Source organism: Enterobacter sp. BIDMC109 (assembly GCF_001037885.1).
GTDB classification, from domain to species: Bacteria; Pseudomonadota; Gammaproteobacteria; order Enterobacterales; family Enterobacteriaceae; genus Enterobacter; species Enterobacter hormaechei_C.
The window spans coordinates 3624985-3642189 of record NZ_KQ090002.1 but is presented as its reverse complement, the minus strand read 5'-3'; the positions used below and the strand labels follow the sequence as shown (position 1 = coordinate 3642189).

At 54.2% G+C, this 17205-nt stretch carries 16 protein-coding genes; 8 read left to right on the top strand and 8 right to left on the bottom strand.

From position 1 onward, the window contains the following. Positions 1-279: 279 nt before the first annotated feature. Both acnB and yacL read left to right on the top strand, forming a co-directional pair. On the top strand, positions 280-2877 hold the full coding sequence (gene acnB / locus SK62_RS17190) for a bifunctional aconitate hydratase 2/2-methylisocitrate dehydratase (protein WP_017383766.1): 2598 nt from the start codon (positions 280-282) through the stop codon (positions 2875-2877). Positions 2878-3089: 212 nt separating this feature from the next. After that, a complete protein-coding gene (gene yacL, locus SK62_RS17185; protein ID WP_017694501.1) occupies positions 3090-3452 on the top strand; it encodes a protein YacL in 363 nt (120 codons plus the stop codon). Positions 3453-3483: 31 nt separating this feature from the next. On the opposite strand, the gene speD is transcribed toward yacL, so the two are convergent. The 3 genes from speD to SK62_RS17170 form a co-directional block, all read right to left on the bottom strand. After that, positions 3484-4278: an adenosylmethionine decarboxylase gene (gene speD / locus SK62_RS17180; protein ID WP_045333712.1), complete on the bottom strand. Its 795-nt coding sequence runs from the start codon at positions 4276-4278 to the stop codon at positions 3484-3486. After that, positions 4279-5148 (bottom strand): polyamine aminopropyltransferase, encoded by an 870-nt coding sequence (speE, locus tag SK62_RS17175; protein ID WP_015572694.1) that lies wholly within the window; start codon positions 5146-5148, stop codon positions 4279-4281. It abuts the gene before it with no gap. A gap of 101 nt (positions 5149-5249) precedes the next feature. Then, positions 5250-5597 carry a YacC family pilotin-like protein gene (locus SK62_RS17170; protein WP_003856306.1) on the bottom strand — a complete coding sequence of 116 codons (348 nt, stop codon included), beginning with the start codon at positions 5595-5597 and terminating at the stop codon, positions 5250-5252. A gap of 145 nt (positions 5598-5742) precedes the next feature. On the opposite strand from SK62_RS17170, the gene cueO reads away from it, so the two are divergent. After that, entirely contained in the window at positions 5743-7302 is a 1560-nt protein-coding gene (gene cueO / locus SK62_RS17165; protein WP_045333711.1) for a multicopper oxidase CueO, read from the top strand. Between the two features lie 86 nt (positions 7303-7388). Here cueO and SK62_RS17160 read toward each other — a convergent pair whose 3' ends face one another. Next, positions 7389-9779 carry a glucose/quinate/shikimate family membrane-bound PQQ-dependent dehydrogenase gene (locus SK62_RS17160; RefSeq protein ID WP_047718810.1) on the bottom strand — a complete coding sequence of 797 codons (2391 nt, stop codon included), beginning with the start codon at positions 9777-9779 and terminating at the stop codon, positions 7389-7391. 206 nt (positions 9780-9985) lie between these two features. Between SK62_RS17160 and hpt the strand changes: the two genes are divergently transcribed. After that, positions 9986-10522 carry a hypoxanthine phosphoribosyltransferase gene (hpt, locus tag SK62_RS17155; RefSeq protein WP_003856303.1) on the top strand — a complete coding sequence of 179 codons (537 nt, stop codon included), beginning with the start codon at positions 9986-9988 and terminating at the stop codon, positions 10520-10522. A 64-nt stretch (positions 10523-10586) separates the two neighbouring features. On the opposite strand, the gene can is transcribed toward hpt, so the two are convergent. Beyond that, positions 10587-11249: a carbonate dehydratase gene (gene can, locus SK62_RS17150; RefSeq protein WP_003856301.1), complete on the bottom strand. Its 663-nt coding sequence runs from the start codon at positions 11247-11249 to the stop codon at positions 10587-10589. A 107-nt stretch (positions 11250-11356) separates the two neighbouring features. On the opposite strand from can, the gene SK62_RS17145 reads away from it, so the two are divergent. From SK62_RS17145 to SK62_RS17130, 4 genes are all read left to right on the top strand, one after another. Continuing rightward, positions 11357-12283: an ABC transporter ATP-binding protein gene (locus SK62_RS17145; protein ID WP_017383763.1), complete on the top strand. Its 927-nt coding sequence runs from the start codon at positions 11357-11359 to the stop codon at positions 12281-12283. Further along, entirely contained in the window at positions 12280-13050 is a 771-nt protein-coding gene (locus tag SK62_RS17140; RefSeq protein ID WP_006810078.1) for an ABC transporter permease, read from the top strand. Before SK62_RS17145 ends, SK62_RS17140 begins: the two co-directional genes overlap by 4 nt. A gap of 105 nt (positions 13051-13155) precedes the next feature. Further along, positions 13156-13596 (top strand): PTS sugar transporter subunit IIA, encoded by a 441-nt coding sequence (locus SK62_RS17135; protein ID WP_047718809.1) that lies wholly within the window; start codon positions 13156-13158, stop codon positions 13594-13596. Positions 13597-13659: 63 nt separating this feature from the next. Further along, the gene (locus SK62_RS17130) at positions 13660-14907 is read left to right on the top strand and encodes a polysaccharide deacetylase family protein (protein ID WP_032103194.1); all 1248 of its coding nucleotides are present in this window, start codon (positions 13660-13662) and stop codon (positions 14905-14907) included. 1 nt (position 14908) lies between these two features. On the opposite strand, the gene SK62_RS17125 is transcribed toward SK62_RS17130, so the two are convergent. From SK62_RS17125 to SK62_RS17115, 3 genes are read right to left on the bottom strand one after another with little or no spacing between them, the layout of a single operon-like run. After that, positions 14909-15985, bottom strand: coding sequence for a fimbrial protein StkG (locus tag SK62_RS17125; RefSeq protein WP_045350060.1), 1077 nt, complete (start codon positions 15983-15985; stop codon positions 14909-14911). A gap of 11 nt (positions 15986-15996) precedes the next feature. Continuing rightward, complete coding sequence (locus SK62_RS17120; protein ID WP_032103196.1) at positions 15997-16605, bottom strand: fimbrial-like protein; 609 nt, start codon at positions 16603-16605, stop codon at positions 15997-15999. A 14-nt stretch (positions 16606-16619) separates the two neighbouring features. After that, entirely contained in the window at positions 16620-17183 is a 564-nt protein-coding gene (locus SK62_RS17115) for a fimbrial protein (RefSeq protein WP_015572702.1), read from the bottom strand. Between the last annotated feature and the right edge of the window lie 22 nt (positions 17184-17205).

Sequence of the window (17205 nt, the reverse complement as noted above, 5' to 3'; positions counted from 1 at the left end):
GACATTCAGAACGCCGCTCTTGCGAGCGGCCAGCAGCTAGTTGCCGGGGTGGCGACAAACTTACGGAACTGCTTTCGGGCCCGGTGACGGGGTGCTATACCATGCTTAACGATTCAGCAAATTTTTTAATGTTGCTTTTTTGTAAACAGATTAACACTGTGCAGAAATCCTGCTATGCTGCCCGACGCGGTATCGGGCATTTACCCTACAAACTGCTGTCTCACAGGAGCGTGAAGAGAACGCCCGCCGCATATGACAATGAGAGCGAGGAGAACCGTCGTGCTAGAAGAATACCGTAAGCACGTAGCAGAACGTGCCGCCGAGGGAATTGTACCCAAACCGTTAGATGCAACCCAAATGGCCGCGCTCGTCGAGCTGCTGAAGAACCCGCCTGAGGGCGAAGAAGAATTCCTGTTAGATCTGCTGATCAACCGTGTACCGCCTGGCGTAGATGAAGCTGCCTACGTAAAAGCCGGATTCCTTGCCGCCGTTGCCAAAGGCGAAGCCACCTCCCCACTGGTTACTCCTGAAAAAGCGATTGAACTGCTCGGCACCATGCAGGGCGGCTATAACATTCATCCGCTGATTGACGCGCTGGATAACGACAAGCTGGCGCCGATTGCTGCCAAAGCGCTCTCTTCAACGCTGCTGATGTTCGATAACTTCTACGATGTGGAAGAAAAAGCCAAAGCAGGCAACGTTTACGCGAAGCAGGTGATGCAGTCCTGGGCCGATGCCGAATGGTTCCTGAACCGCCCTCAGCTTGCTGAAAAAATTACCGTAACCGTCTTTAAAGTGACAGGTGAAACCAACACCGATGACCTTTCTCCGGCGCCGGATGCATGGTCTCGCCCGGATATCCCCCTGCACGCCCTGGCGATGCTGAAAAACGCCCGTGAAGGCATTGAGCCGGATCAGCCTGGCGTGGTTGGTCCGATCAAACAGATCGAAGCCCTGCAACAAAAAGGTTTCCCGCTGGCTTACGTCGGTGACGTGGTTGGTACCGGTTCTTCCCGTAAATCCGCCACCAACTCCGTGCTGTGGTTCATGGGCGACGACATTCCGCACGTGCCGAACAAGCGCGGCGGCGGCCTGTGTCTCGGCGGCAAAATTGCGCCAATCTTCTTCAACACCATGGAAGATGCGGGCGCGCTGCCAATTGAAGTGGACGTGAGCAACCTGAACATGGGCGACGTGATTGACGTTTACCCGTATAAAGGCGAAGTGCGCAACCACGAAACCAACGAACTGCTGGCCAGCTTCGAACTGAAAACCGACGTGCTGATCGACGAAGTGCGTGCCGGTGGCCGTATCCCGCTGATCATTGGCCGTGGCCTGACCACCAAAGCGCGTGAAGCGCTGGGTCTGCCGCACAGTGACGTATTCCGTCAGGCGAAAGACGTGGCCGAGAGCAACCGCGGTTACTCTCTGGCGCAGAAAATGGTGGGTCGCGCCTGCGGCGTCACTGGTATCCGTCCTGGCGCGTACTGCGAACCGAAAATGACCTCCGTGGGGTCTCAGGACACCACTGGCCCAATGACCCGTGATGAACTGAAAGACCTGGCGTGCCTGGGCTTCTCTTCCGATCTGGTGATGCAATCCTTCTGCCACACCGCGGCGTATCCGAAGCCGGTTGACGTAACCACGCACCACACGCTGCCAGACTTCATTATGAACCGTGGCGGTGTCTCCCTGCGTCCGGGCGACGGCGTTATCCACTCCTGGCTGAACCGCATGCTGCTGCCGGATACCGTCGGTACCGGCGGTGACTCCCATACCCGTTTCCCAATCGGGATCTCCTTCCCGGCGGGTTCCGGTCTGGTGGCGTTTGCCGCAGCGACCGGCGTGATGCCGCTGGATATGCCGGAATCGGTGCTGGTGCGCTTCAAAGGTAAAATGCAGCCGGGCATTACCCTGCGCGATCTGGTGCACGCGATCCCGCTGTATGCCATTAAACAGGGTCTGCTGACCGTCGAGAAGAAAGGCAAGAAAAACATCTTCTCTGGCCGAATTCTGGAAATTGAAGGTCTGCCGGATCTGAAAGTGGAGCAGGCGTTCGAGCTGACCGATGCCTCAGCCGAGCGTTCTGCGGCGGGCTGTACCATCAAGCTGAACAAAGAGCCGATTATTGAGTATCTGACCTCCAACATCGTGCTGCTGAAGTGGATGATAGCGGAAGGCTACGGCGACCGTCGTACGCTGGAGCGTCGTATTCAGGGCATGGAAAAATGGCTGGCGGATCCGCAGCTGCTGGAAGCCGATGCAGACGCAGAGTACGCGGCGGTGATTGAGATCGATCTGGCGGATATCAAAGAGCCAATCCTGTGTGCGCCTAACGATCCGGACGATGCGCGTCTGCTCTCTGACGTACAGGGCGATAAGATCGACGAAGTGTTCATCGGCTCCTGTATGACCAACATCGGCCACTTCCGTGCTGCCGGTAAGCTGCTGGATACCCACAAAGGCCAGCTGCCGACCCGTCTGTGGGTGGCGCCGCCAACCCGTATGGATGCGGCGCAGCTGACCGAAGAGGGCTACTACAGCGTGTTTGGTAAGAGCGGGGCGCGTATCGAAATCCCTGGCTGTTCCCTGTGTATGGGCAACCAGGCGCGCGTGGCCGACGGTGCGACGGTGGTTTCCACCTCAACCCGTAACTTCCCTAACCGTTTAGGAACCGGGGCGAACGTTTACCTGGCCTCTGCGGAGCTGGCGGCGGTTGCGGCGCTGATTGGCAAACTGCCAACGCCGGAAGAGTACCAGACCTTTGTGGCTCAGGTAGATAAGACGGCGGTGGATACTTATCGTTATCTGAACTTCGACCAGCTCTCTCAGTACACCGAGAAGGCTGACGGGGTGATCTTCCAGACCGCAGTATAAATGCTACCCTCTCCCGTGGGAGAGGGGCTGGAGGTGAGGGCACCAGACCGCTCCGCACCTGACCCATTGCCCGGTGGCGCTACGCTTACCGGGCCTACAAAACCCATCGCAACGTCGGTGGGTTTTTTATTTTCATTCCTCCCGCCTCTCCCGCTTTTTTTCTTCCTCTCTGCTGCGATAATTAACCTAATGGCTTTGCAGAGGAAAACGCTATGGATTACGAATTTTTGCGCGACATCACCGGCGTGGTGAAAGTGCGAATGTCGATGGGGCACGAAGCCGTTGGACACTGGTTTAACGAAGAGGTGAAAGAGAACCTCGCGCTGTTGGATGAAGTCGAACAGGCGGCGGAAACGGTGAAAGGCAGTGAACGCTCCTGGCAACGCGCCGGGCACGAATACACGCTATGGATGGATGGCGAAGAGGTGATGGTGCGCGCGAACCAGCTTGAGTTCTCAGGTGATGAAATGGAAGAGGGGATGAGCTACTACGACGAAGAGAGCCTGTCGCTGTGCGGCGTGGAAGACTTCCTGAGCGTGTTGAACGCCTATCGCGATTTTATGAAACAGAAGTAATTCCCCGAAGCGTCCCTGCTCCGGGTTACGTTTACACGGTCGGAATGTTACGGCCGTAGTAAATTTCGCGCATCTCTTTCCAGAGCAGGTCGGTAATGACCTTGCGCTCTTCTTCACTTAAATCTTCCGGCCTGGTGTGGAACATGTAGTGCTTAAGGTCGAATTCCTTAAGTAACATTTTGGTGTGGAAGATATTCTCCTGATAGACGTTCACATCCATCATGTCGTACAGCGACTTCATGTCCTCGGACATGAAGTTCTGAATGGAGTTGATCTCATGATCAATGAAGTGCTTCATGCCGTTGATATCACGGGTAAAACCGCGCACGCGATAATCAATAGTGACGATATCGGATTCCAGCTGGTGGATTAAATAATTCAACGCATTCAGCGGTGAAATCACGCCGCAGGTTGACACTTCAATATCCGCGCGGAAGGTACACAGCCCGCCTTCCGGGTGGCTTTCCGGGTAGGTGTGCACGCAGATGTGGCTTTTATCCAGGTGGGCGACTACCACTTCCGGCAGCGGGCCGGGGTGCTCGGTTTTGTCGATAAGCTTCGGGTCAACCGGCTCTTCACTCACCAGAATGGTGACGCTCGCACCCTGAGGCTCATAATCCTGGCGCGCGATATTCAGGATGTTCGCGCCGATAATCGAGCAGGTCTCTGTCAGGATCTCGGTCAGACGGTTGGCGTTGTAGAGTTCATCGATATAGGCGATGTAACCATCGCGCTCTTCTGCTGTTTTGGCGTAGCAGATATCGTAAATACAAAAACTCAGGCTTTTGGTCAGATTGTTAAAGCCATGCAGTTTAAGCTTTTTCAATTAGTTCACCTCCTTTGAGGACAGCGCGTCTTGCAGATATTGAGGCAACGCAAAGGCTGCGGTGTGGATCGCCGGGTTGTAGTACCGGCACTGGAGTCCGGCCTGGTGGAAGCGGGCCTGCACGATCTCGGTAGAGAGATGGCGCAGAACGTCGTTATCCGTCGCCCAGGCAAAGGTCATGATCCCGCCGTAGTAAGTGGGGATCGCCGCCTGGTAGAAGCTGACGTCAGCAAAATAGGTGCTCAGCTTACGGTGGCTATCAAGTGCTTCATCCTGTTGCAGGAAGCAAACACCGTTTTGCGCCACAAAAATTCCGCCAGGCTTCAGGCATCGCTTGCAGCCTTCGTAAAACGACGAGGTAAACAGCGACGCGCCCGGACCGATAGGGTCGGTACAGTCAGAGATAATGACATCAAACGTTTGCGTGGTCTGGTTAACAAAATTGACGCCATCATCGATAACCAGATTAAACCGCGGATCGTCATAGCTGCCAGCATTATGGTTGGGCAGATACTGGCGGCAGAACGACACCACACCGGCGTCGATTTCCACCATGGTGATGGTTTCGACATTCTGATGGCGAGAGACTTCACGCAGCATCGCGCCGTCGCCGCCGCCGATAATCAGCACGTCCTTCGCGTGGCCGTGGGCCAGCAGCGGGACGTGGGTCATCATTTCGTGATAGATAAACTCGTCGCGCTCGGTGGTTTGCACCACGCCGTCCAGCGCCATCACGCGGCCAAAGGCGGCGTTTTCGAAGATTATCAAATCCTGATGATCGGTTTTCTCATGATAGAGCACGTTATCCACGGCAAAATACTGACCAAACTGGTCATGCAGCGTTTCTTGCCATACCGTTTTTTCGGTCATGGGGAGCACCTCCTTCGTTAACATCCATTACATCCGGCAGATGGGCGCAACACAACACCGCCGTGAGGCGGTTAACGGGTCAACAAGGGGCGTCGGGAAGGTTACTTCACGTAGGCGAGCAGGCTGAGTGAATCGCGAGCCAGCGCTTTGCATTTTTTAGCAGTGGGAATGCCAATACCGCTTAAATCACGGTAGCTGTCTTCACCGAGCGCCTTCATGTCGAAGCTGTCGTAGTTGCTGAGGTCCCATTGGTTCTGCTGGGCAAAAAAGACCAGTGCGCGACGAATTTGCCCATTGGGTAAATTCTGGTAACCACAATCGTTTTTCAGAAAAACAAAAACTGCCGTCAGATCGGCCATATCTTCCGCTTCGTTTTCACTTAGCGCGTAACTGTTCGCACACATCGCCATCAGGCTGGCGAACAAAATTGTTCTGAAAAACGTCTTCATTGCCTTTACCACTGCATCACGGAAAATTAACGTTAGCATACTTGATGCCAGGCCGACGATCTTTATTATTGCCGCCGTGCTTGACCTTCCGGTAAGGGGAGGGTTTATGCTCAAAAGATCGCCTGCTGGAAATAAGGAAATGCACATGCAACGTCGTGATTTTTTAAAATTTTCTGCCGCACTGGGGGTTGCCAGCGCGTTACCTCTCTGGAGCCGCGCCGTTTTTGCCGCCGACAGACCGGCTTTACCCATTCCTGAATTACTCGCCGCAGATGCCCGCAGCCGCATTCAGCTTGTGGTGCAGGCCGGTAAAACCACGTTCGGTCAGCACGCCGCCACGACGTGGGGCTATAACGGCAATCTGCTCGGCCCGGCGTTGCAGTTACGCAAAGGGAAGGCGGTGACGGTAGATATTCATAACACGCTTGCGGAAGAGACCACGCTGCACTGGCACGGGCTGGAAGTCCCGGGCGAAGTGGATGGAGGGCCTCAGGGCATTATCAGGTCTGGTGGTAAACGCAGCGTAACCTTTACTCCGGAACAACGCGCGGCGACCTGCTGGTTCCACCCGCATCAGCATGGCAAAACGGGCCATCAGGTGGCGATGGGGCTGGCCGGCCTGGTGCTGATTGAAGACGATGAAAGCCGCCTGCTGCGCCTGCCAAAACAGTGGGGAATCGACGATGTCCCGGTGATTGTGCAGGACAAAAAATTCAACGCTGACGGGCAAATTGACTATCAGCTGGACGTAATGAGCGCGGCGGTAGGCTGGTTTGGCGATACACTCCTGACCAACGGCGCGATCTACCCGCAGCATGCCGCGCCAAAAGGCTGGCTGCGCTTACGTCTGCTTAACGGCTGTAACGCCCGCTCGCTGAACTTCGCCACCAGCGATAAACGCCCGCTTTACGTGGTGGCAAGCGACGGCGGCCTGCTGCCGGAGCCGGTGAAGGTGAGCGAGCTGCCGATGCTGATGGGGGAGCGCTTCGAGGTGCTGGTGGACATCAGCGATGGCAAAGCGTTTGACCTGGTGACCCTGCCGGTCAGCCAGATGGGGATGGCCGTTGCGCCGTTTGATAAGCCGCATCCGGTCCTGCGCATTCAGCCGCTACAGATCACCGCCTCCGGTACGCTGCCGGAGACCCTCACCACGCTGCCAGCACTCCCGTCGCTGGACGGGCTTACGCAGCGTAAACTTCAGCTTTCTATGGATCCGATGCTAGACATGATGGGCATGCAGGCGCTGATGAAGAAGTACGGCAATCAGGCCATGGCGGGAATGCATCACGGCCAGATGATGGGCCATATGAATATGGACCACGGTAAAATGGGCGGCATGGATCACGGCGGCCATGGTTTCGATTTCCACAACGCCAACCGCATCAACGGCAAAGCGTTCGATATGAACACGCCCATGTTCGCCGCCACGAAAGGGCAGTTTGAACGCTGGGTGATTTCAGGCGAAGGCGACATGATGCTGCACCCGTTCCATATCCACGGCACGCAGTTCCGTATTCTGTCTGAAAATGGTAAAGCGCCGGAGGCGCATCGTGCGGGCTGGAAAGATACGGTGAGGGTGGAAGGCGGCGTCAGCGAGGTGCTGGTGAAGTTCGACCACGAGGCGCCGAAAGAGTTTGCCTATATGGCCCACTGTCATCTGCTGGAGCATGAAGATACGGGGATGATGCTCGGTTTTACCGTATAAAAAAAGCCGGGTGGCGGCTTCGCCTTACCCGGCCTACATAGGGCACCCGTAGGCCCGGTAAGCGTTAGCGCCACCGGGCTTTTTCGTTACTTAGCGTCGTCAGGCAGTGCATACGCGACAATATAGTCGCCCATCTTCGTGCCAAACGAACCGTGACCACCCGCAGAGATGACAACGTACTGCTTGCCATTCACTTCATAGGTCATCGGCGTTGCCTGTCCACCGGCTGGCAGACGGCCTTGCCACAGTTTCTCACCGTTGGTCATGTTGTACGCGCGCAGGTAGTTATCTGCGGTTGCCGCGATGAACAGCACGTTACCGGCGGTGGAGATTGGGCCACCCAGCATTGGCATACCCATATTGAAAGGCACTGGAACAGGCATCGGGAACGGCATGCTGTCCTGTGGCGTACCAATACGTTTCTTCCAGACGATCTTGTTGGTCTTCAGATCCAGACCGGAGATGTAACCCCAGGCAGGCTGTTTACACGGCAGACCAAACGGAGACAGGAACGGATTCAGGGTCACACCATAAGGAACGCCATACTGTGGCTGGATACCGGCTTCGGTACCGCTGCCTTTCGCATCTTTCGGCTGCTCCATTGGGTTACCCGGACCACGAGGGATCAGGCGGGAAACGAACGGTAGCGCCATTGGGTTAGCGATGGCGACCTGACGGTTAGGGTCAACGGAGATCCCACCCCATTCGAACATCCCCAGGTTACCCGGGAAGACCAGCGTACCCTGCTCTGACGGCGGGGTGAAAATCCCTTCGTAGCGCAGCTGGTGGAACATCACGCGGCATACCAGCTGGTCAAACATGGTGGCACCCCACATGTCTGCACCGCTGAGATCTTTCTTCGGACGGAAGCTCAGGTCAGAGAACGGCTGCGTTTTGGTGACGTAGTCGCCTTTGGCCGCACCCTGCGGAACCGGTTTTTCCGGCGCAAGAACAACCAGCTTACCGTTGCTACGATCAAGCACGAAGATGTTACCGGTTTTCGCCGGGGCGTAAATCACCGGTACGGTTTTACCGTTAACGGTAATGTCCGCCAGCGTCGGCTGGGACGGCATATCCATATCCCACAGATCGTGGTGAACGGTCTGGTAGCTCCATGCCAGTTTACCGGTCGTTGCGTTCAGCGCCACGATGGAGCTGGCGTAACGTTCCTGCTCCGGCGTACGGTTACCGCCCCAGATATCCGGCGTGGTCACGCCCATCGGCAGGTAGACCAGGTCCAGCTTCGCGTCATACGCTGCCGGTGCCCAGGAGTTCGGTGAGTTAAAGGTAAAGGTGTGTTCATCCGATGGGATCGCGTTAGGATCTTTCGCGCCCGGGTCGAAGGCCCACAGCAGTTTACCGGTGTTCACGTCGAAACCACGGATAACGCCGGAGGTTTCACGGGTGGAGAAGTTATCCGTTACCGAACCGGCAATCACGATGGTTTTATCGGTGATGATTGGCGGGGAGGTCGGTTCATACAGGCCCGGCGTGGTGTCCGGCATGTTGGTCTGAAGATTCAGAATGCCTTTATTGGCGAAGGTTTCGCACAGCTTGCCGGTCTCAGCGTTAATGGCAAACAGGCGGCCATCGTTCACCGGCAGCATAATGCGGCGAGGACAGTCGGCAATGACTTCCGGGCTGGCATTATCGGCGCGCGCTTCGTGGTAAGAGACGCCGCGGCAGGTAATGTGCTGGAACGACGGGTTGGAGTTCAGCTGTGGATCAAAGTGCCATTTCTCTTTACCGGTAGCCGCGTCGAGCGCGAACAGACGCTGGTGCGCCGTACACAGGTAGAGCATGTTGCCCACTTTAATCGGGGTCACTTCGTTGGTCAGCTCACCCGGATCGTTTGGCATCTTCAGGTCGCCGGTACGGAATACCCAGGCTTCCTTCAGGTTTTTCACGTTGTCCGCGTTGATCTGCTTCAGCGGGGAGTAGCGTTGACCTTCCTGGTTACGACCATAAGCAGGCCAGTCACCGTCCGCCACCTGCGAAATAGCCGCAGCCGGCGTGGATTCCGCGTTCAGCGTACCGTTGATCTCCTGCGGGTCGTTAAAACCGGCCCAGGTCAGGATGCCGCCACTAATCAGCAGGGCAACGACCAGACCGGCCACGGCGCCACTGGAAGGGACGATCAGACGACGCCAGACAAACGGCAGGATCAGCCAGATACCGAAGAAGACCAGAATGTCGCTGCGCGGCGTCAACGCCCAGAAGTCGAACCCGACTTCCCAGACGCCCCAGATCATGGTTGCGAGCAGTAACGCTGCGTACAGCCACAGAGCAGATTGTTTTCTGCGTAAAAGCAGGACGGTTACGCCAACCATAACCAGACCCGCAATCGGGTAGTACCAGGAGCCGCCAATCGCGACCAGCCATACGCCACCGATTAACAAATACAGCGCGCAGAATGCGGCAAACGCGGCTGTTAATGTCACCAGTAGACGCGGCTGTTTAGTTTTTGTTTCAGCCATAGAAAAGTACTCGTCAGTTTTGTTAATTATTTGCTAGCAATTAATTATAGGTATTAACAACTGTGATCGGAATCACAAATATTGCTTTTTATAACTCATACGCCAGGCTTATCCATTTACTGGTATAATGGCTGGCTTGCGTATCGATGCCGGAGCGAGAGTCATCCGCATTGAGAGATTTTCACTAAAATCATTTGGTTAGTAATATGAAACATACTGTTGAAGTGATGATCCCGGAAGCCGAGATCAAAGCGCGTATCGCCGAACTGGGTCGTCAAATCACCGAACATTACAAGGACAGCGGCAGCGAAATGGTGCTGGTCGGTCTGTTGCGTGGCTCTTTCATGTTCATGGCAGACCTGTGCCGTGAAGTGCAGGTGCCGCACGAGGTCGATTTTATGACCGCCTCCAGCTACGGCAGCGGCATGTCCACAACCCGTGATGTGAAAATCCTGAAAGATCTGGATGAAGATATTCGTGGCAAAGATGTGTTGATTGTTGAGGACATCATCGACTCCGGCAACACGCTCTCTAAAGTGCGTGAGATCCTGAGCCTGCGTGAACCAAAATCACTGGCGATTTGTACTCTGCTGGATAAGCCTGAGCGCCGTGAAGTGCAGGTGCCGGTGGAGTTCGTTGGTTTCTCCATCCCGGACGAATTCGTGGTGGGTTACGGCATTGATTACGCGCAGCGTTATCGCCATCTGCCGTATGTTGGGAAGGTAGTGATTCTGGACGAATAATTGCGGGCTGATGCCCTCACCCCAGCCCTCTCCCACAGGGAGAGGGTGAAAACCCCCGGCTTTGTTATTTATGGTTAACGTGCTTAAGCTTGAGGTTGGCAATTCCCGAGCGGTAACGCTGTTCCAGCGTTTCGCGGTTGGTGGCGGTCACTTCCAGATTGCGCAGCAGACCGTCGTGAATACCGTACGCCCAGCCGTGGATGGACACCTTCTGTCCGCGTTTCCAGGCAGACTGCATAATCGTCGAGTGGCCCAGGTTATAGACCTGCTCCATCACGTTCAGTTCACACAGCGTGTCGAGACGGCGCTCCTGCGGCATTTCGCCCAGCAGTGAGCTATGTTTGAACCAGATATCACGGATGTGCAGCAGCCAGTTATCGATTAACCCCAGCTCTGTATTTTCGACCGCCGCCTGTACGCCGCCGCAGCCGTAGTGGCCACAAATAATGATGTGCTCAACCTCCAGAACGTCAACGGCATACTGAACAACCGAAAGGCAGTTGAGATCGGTATGAATAACGAGGTTAGCAACATTGCGGTGAACAAACAGTTCGCCCGGTTCAAGACCGGTCAGACGTTCGGCGGGGACGCGGCTGTCGGAACATCCAATCCAGAGAAAGCGCGGGTTCTGCGCCTGTGCCAGTTTTCCAAAAAATCCGGGGTCTTCCTCCACCAGCATTTTTGACCATAGTGCATTGTTGCTGATGAGTGTATCTATGTCGTTCATGGAGGTTAGCGACCTGTAACCAAGTGATTGCGTTGCGCTACTATAGGGTAACCCGACTTTTAATGAAACCACACAACGTGTGTCAGAACTTAAGGTAAGTTGAATTCATGGCGATTGCACTGGAGCTTGAACAGCTCAAAAAAACCTACCCGGGGGGCGTCCAGGCGCTGCGCGGGATAGATCTTAAAGTCGAAGCGGGAGATTTCTACGCGCTTCTGGGGCCGAACGGGGCGGGAAAATCGACCACCATCGGGATTATCAGCTCGCTGGTCAATAAAACCTCGGGCCGCGTCAGCGTGTTTGGCTACGACCTGCAAAAAGACGTGGTCAACGCCAAGCGCCAGCTGGGGCTGGTGCCGCAGGAGTTCAACTTCAACCCGTTTGAGACGGTACAGCAGATTGTTGTTAACCAGGCGGGTTACTATGGTGTTGAGCGCAAAGAAGCGCTGGAGCGCAGCGAAAAGTATCTCAAACAGCTTGACCTGTGGGAGAAGCGTAACGAGCGCGCGCGGATGTTGTCCGGGGGGATGAAGCGCCGCCTGATGATTGCTCGCGCGCTGATGCACGAGCCAAAGCTGCTCATTCTTGATGAACCGACCGCTGGCGTGGATATTGAACTGCGTCGTTCCATGTGGGGCTTCCTGAAAGATCTGAACGACAAAGGCACCACCATCATCCTGACCACACACTACCTGGAAGAGGCAGAGATGCTGTGCCGCAACATCGGCATCATTCAGCACGGCGAGCTGGTGGAAAACACCTCGATGAAGAACCTGCTCTCCAAGCTAAAATCAGAGACCTTTATCCTCGATCTGGCGGCGAAAAGTGCCCTGCCGAAGCTGGAGGGGTATAACTATCGCCTGGTCGATACCTCGACGCTGGAGGTAGAAGTGCTGCGAGAGCAGGGCATCAACAGCGTGTTCTCCCAGCTGAGCGCGCAGGGCGTTCAGGTATTAAGCATGCGTAACAAAGCGAACCGACTGGAAGAGCTGTTTGTCTCTCTGGTGCACGATAAACAAGGAGACAAGGCATGACGCATCTTTACTGGGTCGCGCTGAAAAGCATCTGGGCGAAAGAGATTAACCGCTTTATGCGTATCTGGGTGCAAACCCTGGTGCCGCCGGTGATCACCATGACGCTCTACTTCATCATTTTCGGCAACCTGATTGGCTCCCGCATTGGTGAGATGCACGGCTTTACCTATATGCAGTTTATCGTGCCGGGCCTGATCATGATGGCAGTGATCACCAACGCTTACGCGAACGTGGCATCCTCATTCTTCAGCGCCAAGTTCCAGCGCAACATTGAAGAGCTGCTGGTGGCGCCAGTGCCGACGCACGTCATTATCGCCGGTTACGTGGGCGGCGGCGTGGCGCGCGGGCTGTGCGTGGGTATTCTGGTGACGGCGATTTCGCTGTTCTTCGTGCCGTTCCAGGTGCACTCGTGGCTGTTCGTGGCGCTCACGCTATTGCTGACGGCGATCCTGTTCTCACTGGCTGGCTTGCTGAACGCCGTGTTCGCCAAAACGTTCGATGACATCAGCCTGATCCCGACCTTCGTGCTGACGCCGCTAACCTATCTGGGCGGGGTGTTCTACTCCCTGACGCTGCTGCCGCCGTTCTGGCAGGCGCTGTCGCACCTGAACCCGATTGTCTATATGATCAGCGGCTTCCGCTTTGGTTTCCTCGGCATTACCGATGTCCCGCTGTTCACCACCGTTGTGGTGCTGGCGGTATTTATCGTGGCGTTCTATCTGCTGTGCTGGTATCTGATCCAGCGTGGACGTGGGCTGCGTAGCTAATCTTCTGCCCGGCGACGTTCTGTTTGCCGGGCACTTTCTTTGACAGTTATCACCGTAAACTAACCTTCACCTGGATAAACTACTCGCCTGCTAAGGAGAGACGTTATGCTGGGATGGGTTATCACCTGCCACGATGAAGAGGCACAGGAAATGCACCTGAAGCTGGAGGCCCGATTTGGCCCTCTGGCGCAATGTCGTGCGGTAAATTACTGGCGAGGGCTGAGCACCAATATGCTAAGCCGGATGATGTGCGACGCGCTGCATGAAACCGACACCGGTGATGGCGTGATTTTTCTCACCGACAGATCGGGCGCGGCGCCTTACGGTTCAGCGGCGTTAATGAGCCATAAGCATGATAACTGTGAAGTGATCTCCGGTATCAGCCTGCCTTTACTCGAAGCGATGTATCCGCTGCGCGCAACGTTGAGCAGCGCTGAGTTTCGTCACGCCATTGTGGCGCAGGGCTCGCCGGGCGTGAGCAGCCTGTGGCACCAGCAGCAGAAGAATCCGCCTTTCGTTCTGCTTCACGATCTGTATAAGCATTAAACATTGGTATTGATGTCGCTTTTGGTACAATGGCGACTGATTATCCGTATCGATTTATATCCCATGTTCATGCGCGTTATCTTTATCCTTCTGCTACTGGTCTCCGGTGGTGCGTCTGCCAGCCTGACCAGTCAGCAAGGCCTTCCTGCCCAATATATGCAAACCACCGAAGATGCGGCCATCTGGGCGCAGGTGGGAAATGCCGTCGTGAACGTGGGCAATGTCCGCGCCGGGCAGATCCTCGCCGTCTTTCCGGCCGCGGCGGATTACTATGAATTTCGTTTCGGATTCGGTACGGGGTTTATTGATAAAGAGCACCTGGAAAAAGTGCAGGGTAAGCAACGCGTTGAGGACAGCCTGGGCGATCTGAACAAGCCGCTCAGCAATCAAAACCTCATCACCTGGAAAGACACGCCGGTGTATAACGCCCCCAGCAGCGGAAGCGCGCCCTTTGGCACCTTAAGCGCCAATCTTCGCTATCCGATTCTGAATAAGCTGAAAGATCGCCTGAACCAGACCTGGTTTCAAATTCGCATCGGCAATCGTCTGGCGTGGATCAGCAGCCTGGATGCACAGGAAGATAACGGACTGCCGGTTCTGACCTACCACCATATCCTGCGTGATGAAGAGAACACCCGTTTTCGACATACCTCCACGACAACCAGCGTACGTGCGTTTAATAATCAGATGGCCTGGTTACGCGATCAAGGCTATACCACGCTGACAATGTACCAGCTTGAAGGGTACGTGCGTAACAAGATGAACCTCCCCGCGAAAGCGGTGGTGATCACTTTTGATGATGGCCTGAAATCGGTGAGCCGCTACGCGTATCCGGTGCTGAAAGAGTATGGCTTCAACGCGACGGCGTTTATTATTTCATCCCGAATCAAAGGTCACCCTCAGAAGTGGGATCCCCGATCGCTACAGTTTATGAGCGTTCAGGAAATTAAGGCTATTCAGGATGTGTTCGACATTCAGTCTCACACCCACTTCCTGCATCGCGTAGATGGGTATAAACACCCCATCTTATTGAGCCGCAGCTATCACGTGATCCTGTTCGATTTTGAACGCTCACGGCGTGCACTGGCGCAGTTCAACCCGCGCGTGCTGTATGTTTCGTACCCGTTTGGCGGGTATGACAATAAAGCGATTAAAGCCGCGAATGATGCCGGTTTTCATCTGGCAGTGACAACGGTGAAGGGGAAGGTGAAGCCGGGGGATAATCCGTTCTTACTGAAGCGACTGTATATTCTGAGAACGGATTCGCTGGAGACAATGTCGCGGCTGATCAGCAATCAGCCGCAGGGGTAGGTTATTCGTACGTGGTCTGAATGGTCACGGTGGTACCGAAAACACCGACGGTTACCGGATCGCTACCGGTTTTGACCAACCTGGCCCAAAGTGATCTGTCAATAATACTAACAGGATCCCCAACAACCTCTCCTATAGCAATGACACGTTGGTAACTGTCTGCCGGCACGGGGTAATGATCATTTTCAGAATCCGTAATCATGACGCCGACGCCTCCTGCCGCAGTAACACCACCAGTATTCTCGACGGTATTGGTAAAATATTTTTTATCTGCGGTGGTATGTGTGGAGGATAACGTATAGTAAACAGCGGTTGTATTTACACATGTACCCGTAACATGGAACTCGACTTTGCTGGTATTCCCGTTTTCGACTTCTGCGGGATACCAGTCACCAAGATTTACCGTTGTGGGCGCACGTAAGACACAGGTCGGGCGATTTAAAGGCATGCTAAATGACATCTCGCTCATGTTCACATGGGGACGAGGGTGATCGGATGTCTTCGGATCGCTTGGATCACCCAGAATGATCTGACCAATCGGGCCTGCACCGGCCGTTAAAAAATTAACATCCGAAGGAACACCCTGAAATCCATTGGTTTGATAGATTTCCATGCGCACATGCCAGGTTTTTTCGTCAAGCAACTCTTCGTGATCGTCATTAGGTGCGGTCATATACCAGGACCCTGCGTTGGGCGGGAACCACGCGGTGACGCCGTTACCATCGGGATACATCGCCAGGGTATAGACAATACCCGGAATATTCGTCCGGAAGGTGGCTTTGTTATCTATGTAGCCTGCCAGCATTGAGTTGTCGGTAATCTGATAGGTGTTTTCACCGTCATTTCCCCCAGCACAGTGAGATTTTAACGCAGGCGTTGTTTCCATAATGATCGTATTACTGATCTGTATGGGAGTTGTTACTGTGCCCACAGGCAGAGGAGTGATAACTGGTTGTGCACCTGGAGACATAATCTGCAAGTCATCATTACCGTAAAATTTGCACTCCTCGAAATTAGCCCGTGCTGCGCCAGACAGCCCGAACGCTGCGAACGCTAATATAGTGAGGTATTTTTTCATCCTAAATCCCTTTATTCGTAGCTGACATTAACCAGAACATTACTTATCACAGCGCCGCTGGTGATCGTTCCAATATTCTGATAACGTGCGTAAAAGCCATAATCCTTTATATAGTTCTCACTACTTCCACTGACATCGTAAATAACGTTTGATGTCCCGTCGCTGTTCAGGACGTTAGTTTTGAACGTATCTGAAAAAATAACGATACCCACATTTTCAGCCGCACCGGCTGTGGCATCGTTTTTAAACACCTGGTTGTGATTACTCCAGAAACCATTTTGCGGAGCAAAACTAAATTTTAGTTTGTTAATCGTTGCGCCTTCTGTACTGCTCGCATAGCAGTCATCTACGTGGATGGTAAAAGGCGTTCCAGCTTCATCATCGTTTGGCGATAAACGATCGCTCTTGTCGCTGTTATAAAACCAGTCTCGTGACACGGTCGGCAAAGTGATCTCTCCGCCGTTTTCGACGCTTAGCCGACAGGTATTATTAACGATGTTTGCTGTCAGGTTTACATCCATACCTGAACCTGCCTGGCTTACGCCAGGCAGAGTGCTACCAGCCAGACCGATAAGCAACACAAGACCGGGCTGGTGTAAATTAAACGGTGATTGTTGCATAATGGTTCCTGGAATTATTGATAGGTGACTGTGAAGGTTACTGGCGCAGTAACGGCACCTGTGCCAACATCGGCAATATTTCTGTCTTTCGCAATCACAATGCGTGAGTTCATCGGGAATTCCCCTACACCGTCAGCAATGGTGACCTCCTGTGCCGCCGGAGGCCTTTTGCAACTCAACATTACGCCAGTATCTACAACTCCTGACCAGATTTCGAAGCCTGTTGCTAACCCAGCAGAATAAGAATCTCCGTCCGTTTTCGGACCCGAGCATCCCCCACCTGCACCACTCGCTGCGGCTACCGTTGCCTTAGTTACACCAGAGCAGTTTGTAAAGGCAATTTTTAACGGCTCGACACGAGTCTTATTTACCAGATCGGTTTTATATACGTCGCCAAACGCAATTTCAGTGGACGCAGTTCCTGCACCGTTAAGCACTTTTGCTGTACACGTGCCCGAGACTATTTTTGATTTTATCGTTAATTTAACACTGTCAGTACCTGTAATTGCTGCGTTTGCCATTCCCGAATACAGAAGTGCAGAAACGGACAGGGCGATAAAAGTAGATTTAAATTTCATAATGTTGCTCCGTTTTCCTGCA

Bases quoted from the DNA above. Each gene is read 5' to 3' on its own strand.
- yacL (WP_017694501.1), top strand. From the start codon at position 3,090: ATGGATTACGAATTTTTGCGCGACATCACCGGCGTGGTGAAAGTGCGA.
- speE (WP_015572694.1), bottom strand. From the start codon at position 5,148: ATGACCGAAAAAACGGTATGGCAAGAAACGCTGCATGACCAGTTTGGT.
- SK62_RS17170 (WP_003856306.1), bottom strand. From the start codon at position 5,597: ATGAAGACGTTTTTCAGAACAATTTTGTTCGCCAGCCTGATGGCGATG.
- cueO (WP_045333711.1), top strand. From the start codon at position 5,743: ATGCAACGTCGTGATTTTTTAAAATTTTCTGCCGCACTGGGGGTTGCC.
- SK62_RS17160 (WP_047718810.1), bottom strand. From the start codon at position 9,779: ATGGCTGAAACAAAAACTAAACAGCCGCGTCTACTGGTGACATTAACA.
- hpt (WP_003856303.1), top strand. From the start codon at position 9,986: ATGAAACATACTGTTGAAGTGATGATCCCGGAAGCCGAGATCAAAGCG.
- can (WP_003856301.1), bottom strand. From the start codon at position 11,249: ATGAACGACATAGATACACTCATCAGCAACAATGCACTATGGTCAAAA.
- SK62_RS17145 (WP_017383763.1), top strand. From the start codon at position 11,357: ATGGCGATTGCACTGGAGCTTGAACAGCTCAAAAAAACCTACCCGGGG.
- SK62_RS17140 (WP_006810078.1), top strand. From the start codon at position 12,280: ATGACGCATCTTTACTGGGTCGCGCTGAAAAGCATCTGGGCGAAAGAG.
- SK62_RS17135 (WP_047718809.1), top strand. From the start codon at position 13,156: ATGCTGGGATGGGTTATCACCTGCCACGATGAAGAGGCACAGGAAATG.
- SK62_RS17130 (WP_032103194.1), top strand. From the start codon at position 13,660: ATGTTCATGCGCGTTATCTTTATCCTTCTGCTACTGGTCTCCGGTGGT.
- SK62_RS17125 (WP_045350060.1), bottom strand. From the start codon at position 15,985: ATGAAAAAATACCTCACTATATTAGCGTTCGCAGCGTTCGGGCTGTCT.
- SK62_RS17120 (WP_032103196.1), bottom strand. From the start codon at position 16,605: ATGCAACAATCACCGTTTAATTTACACCAGCCCGGTCTTGTGTTGCTT.
- SK62_RS17115 (WP_015572702.1), bottom strand. From the start codon at position 17,183: ATGAAATTTAAATCTACTTTTATCGCCCTGTCCGTTTCTGCACTTCTG.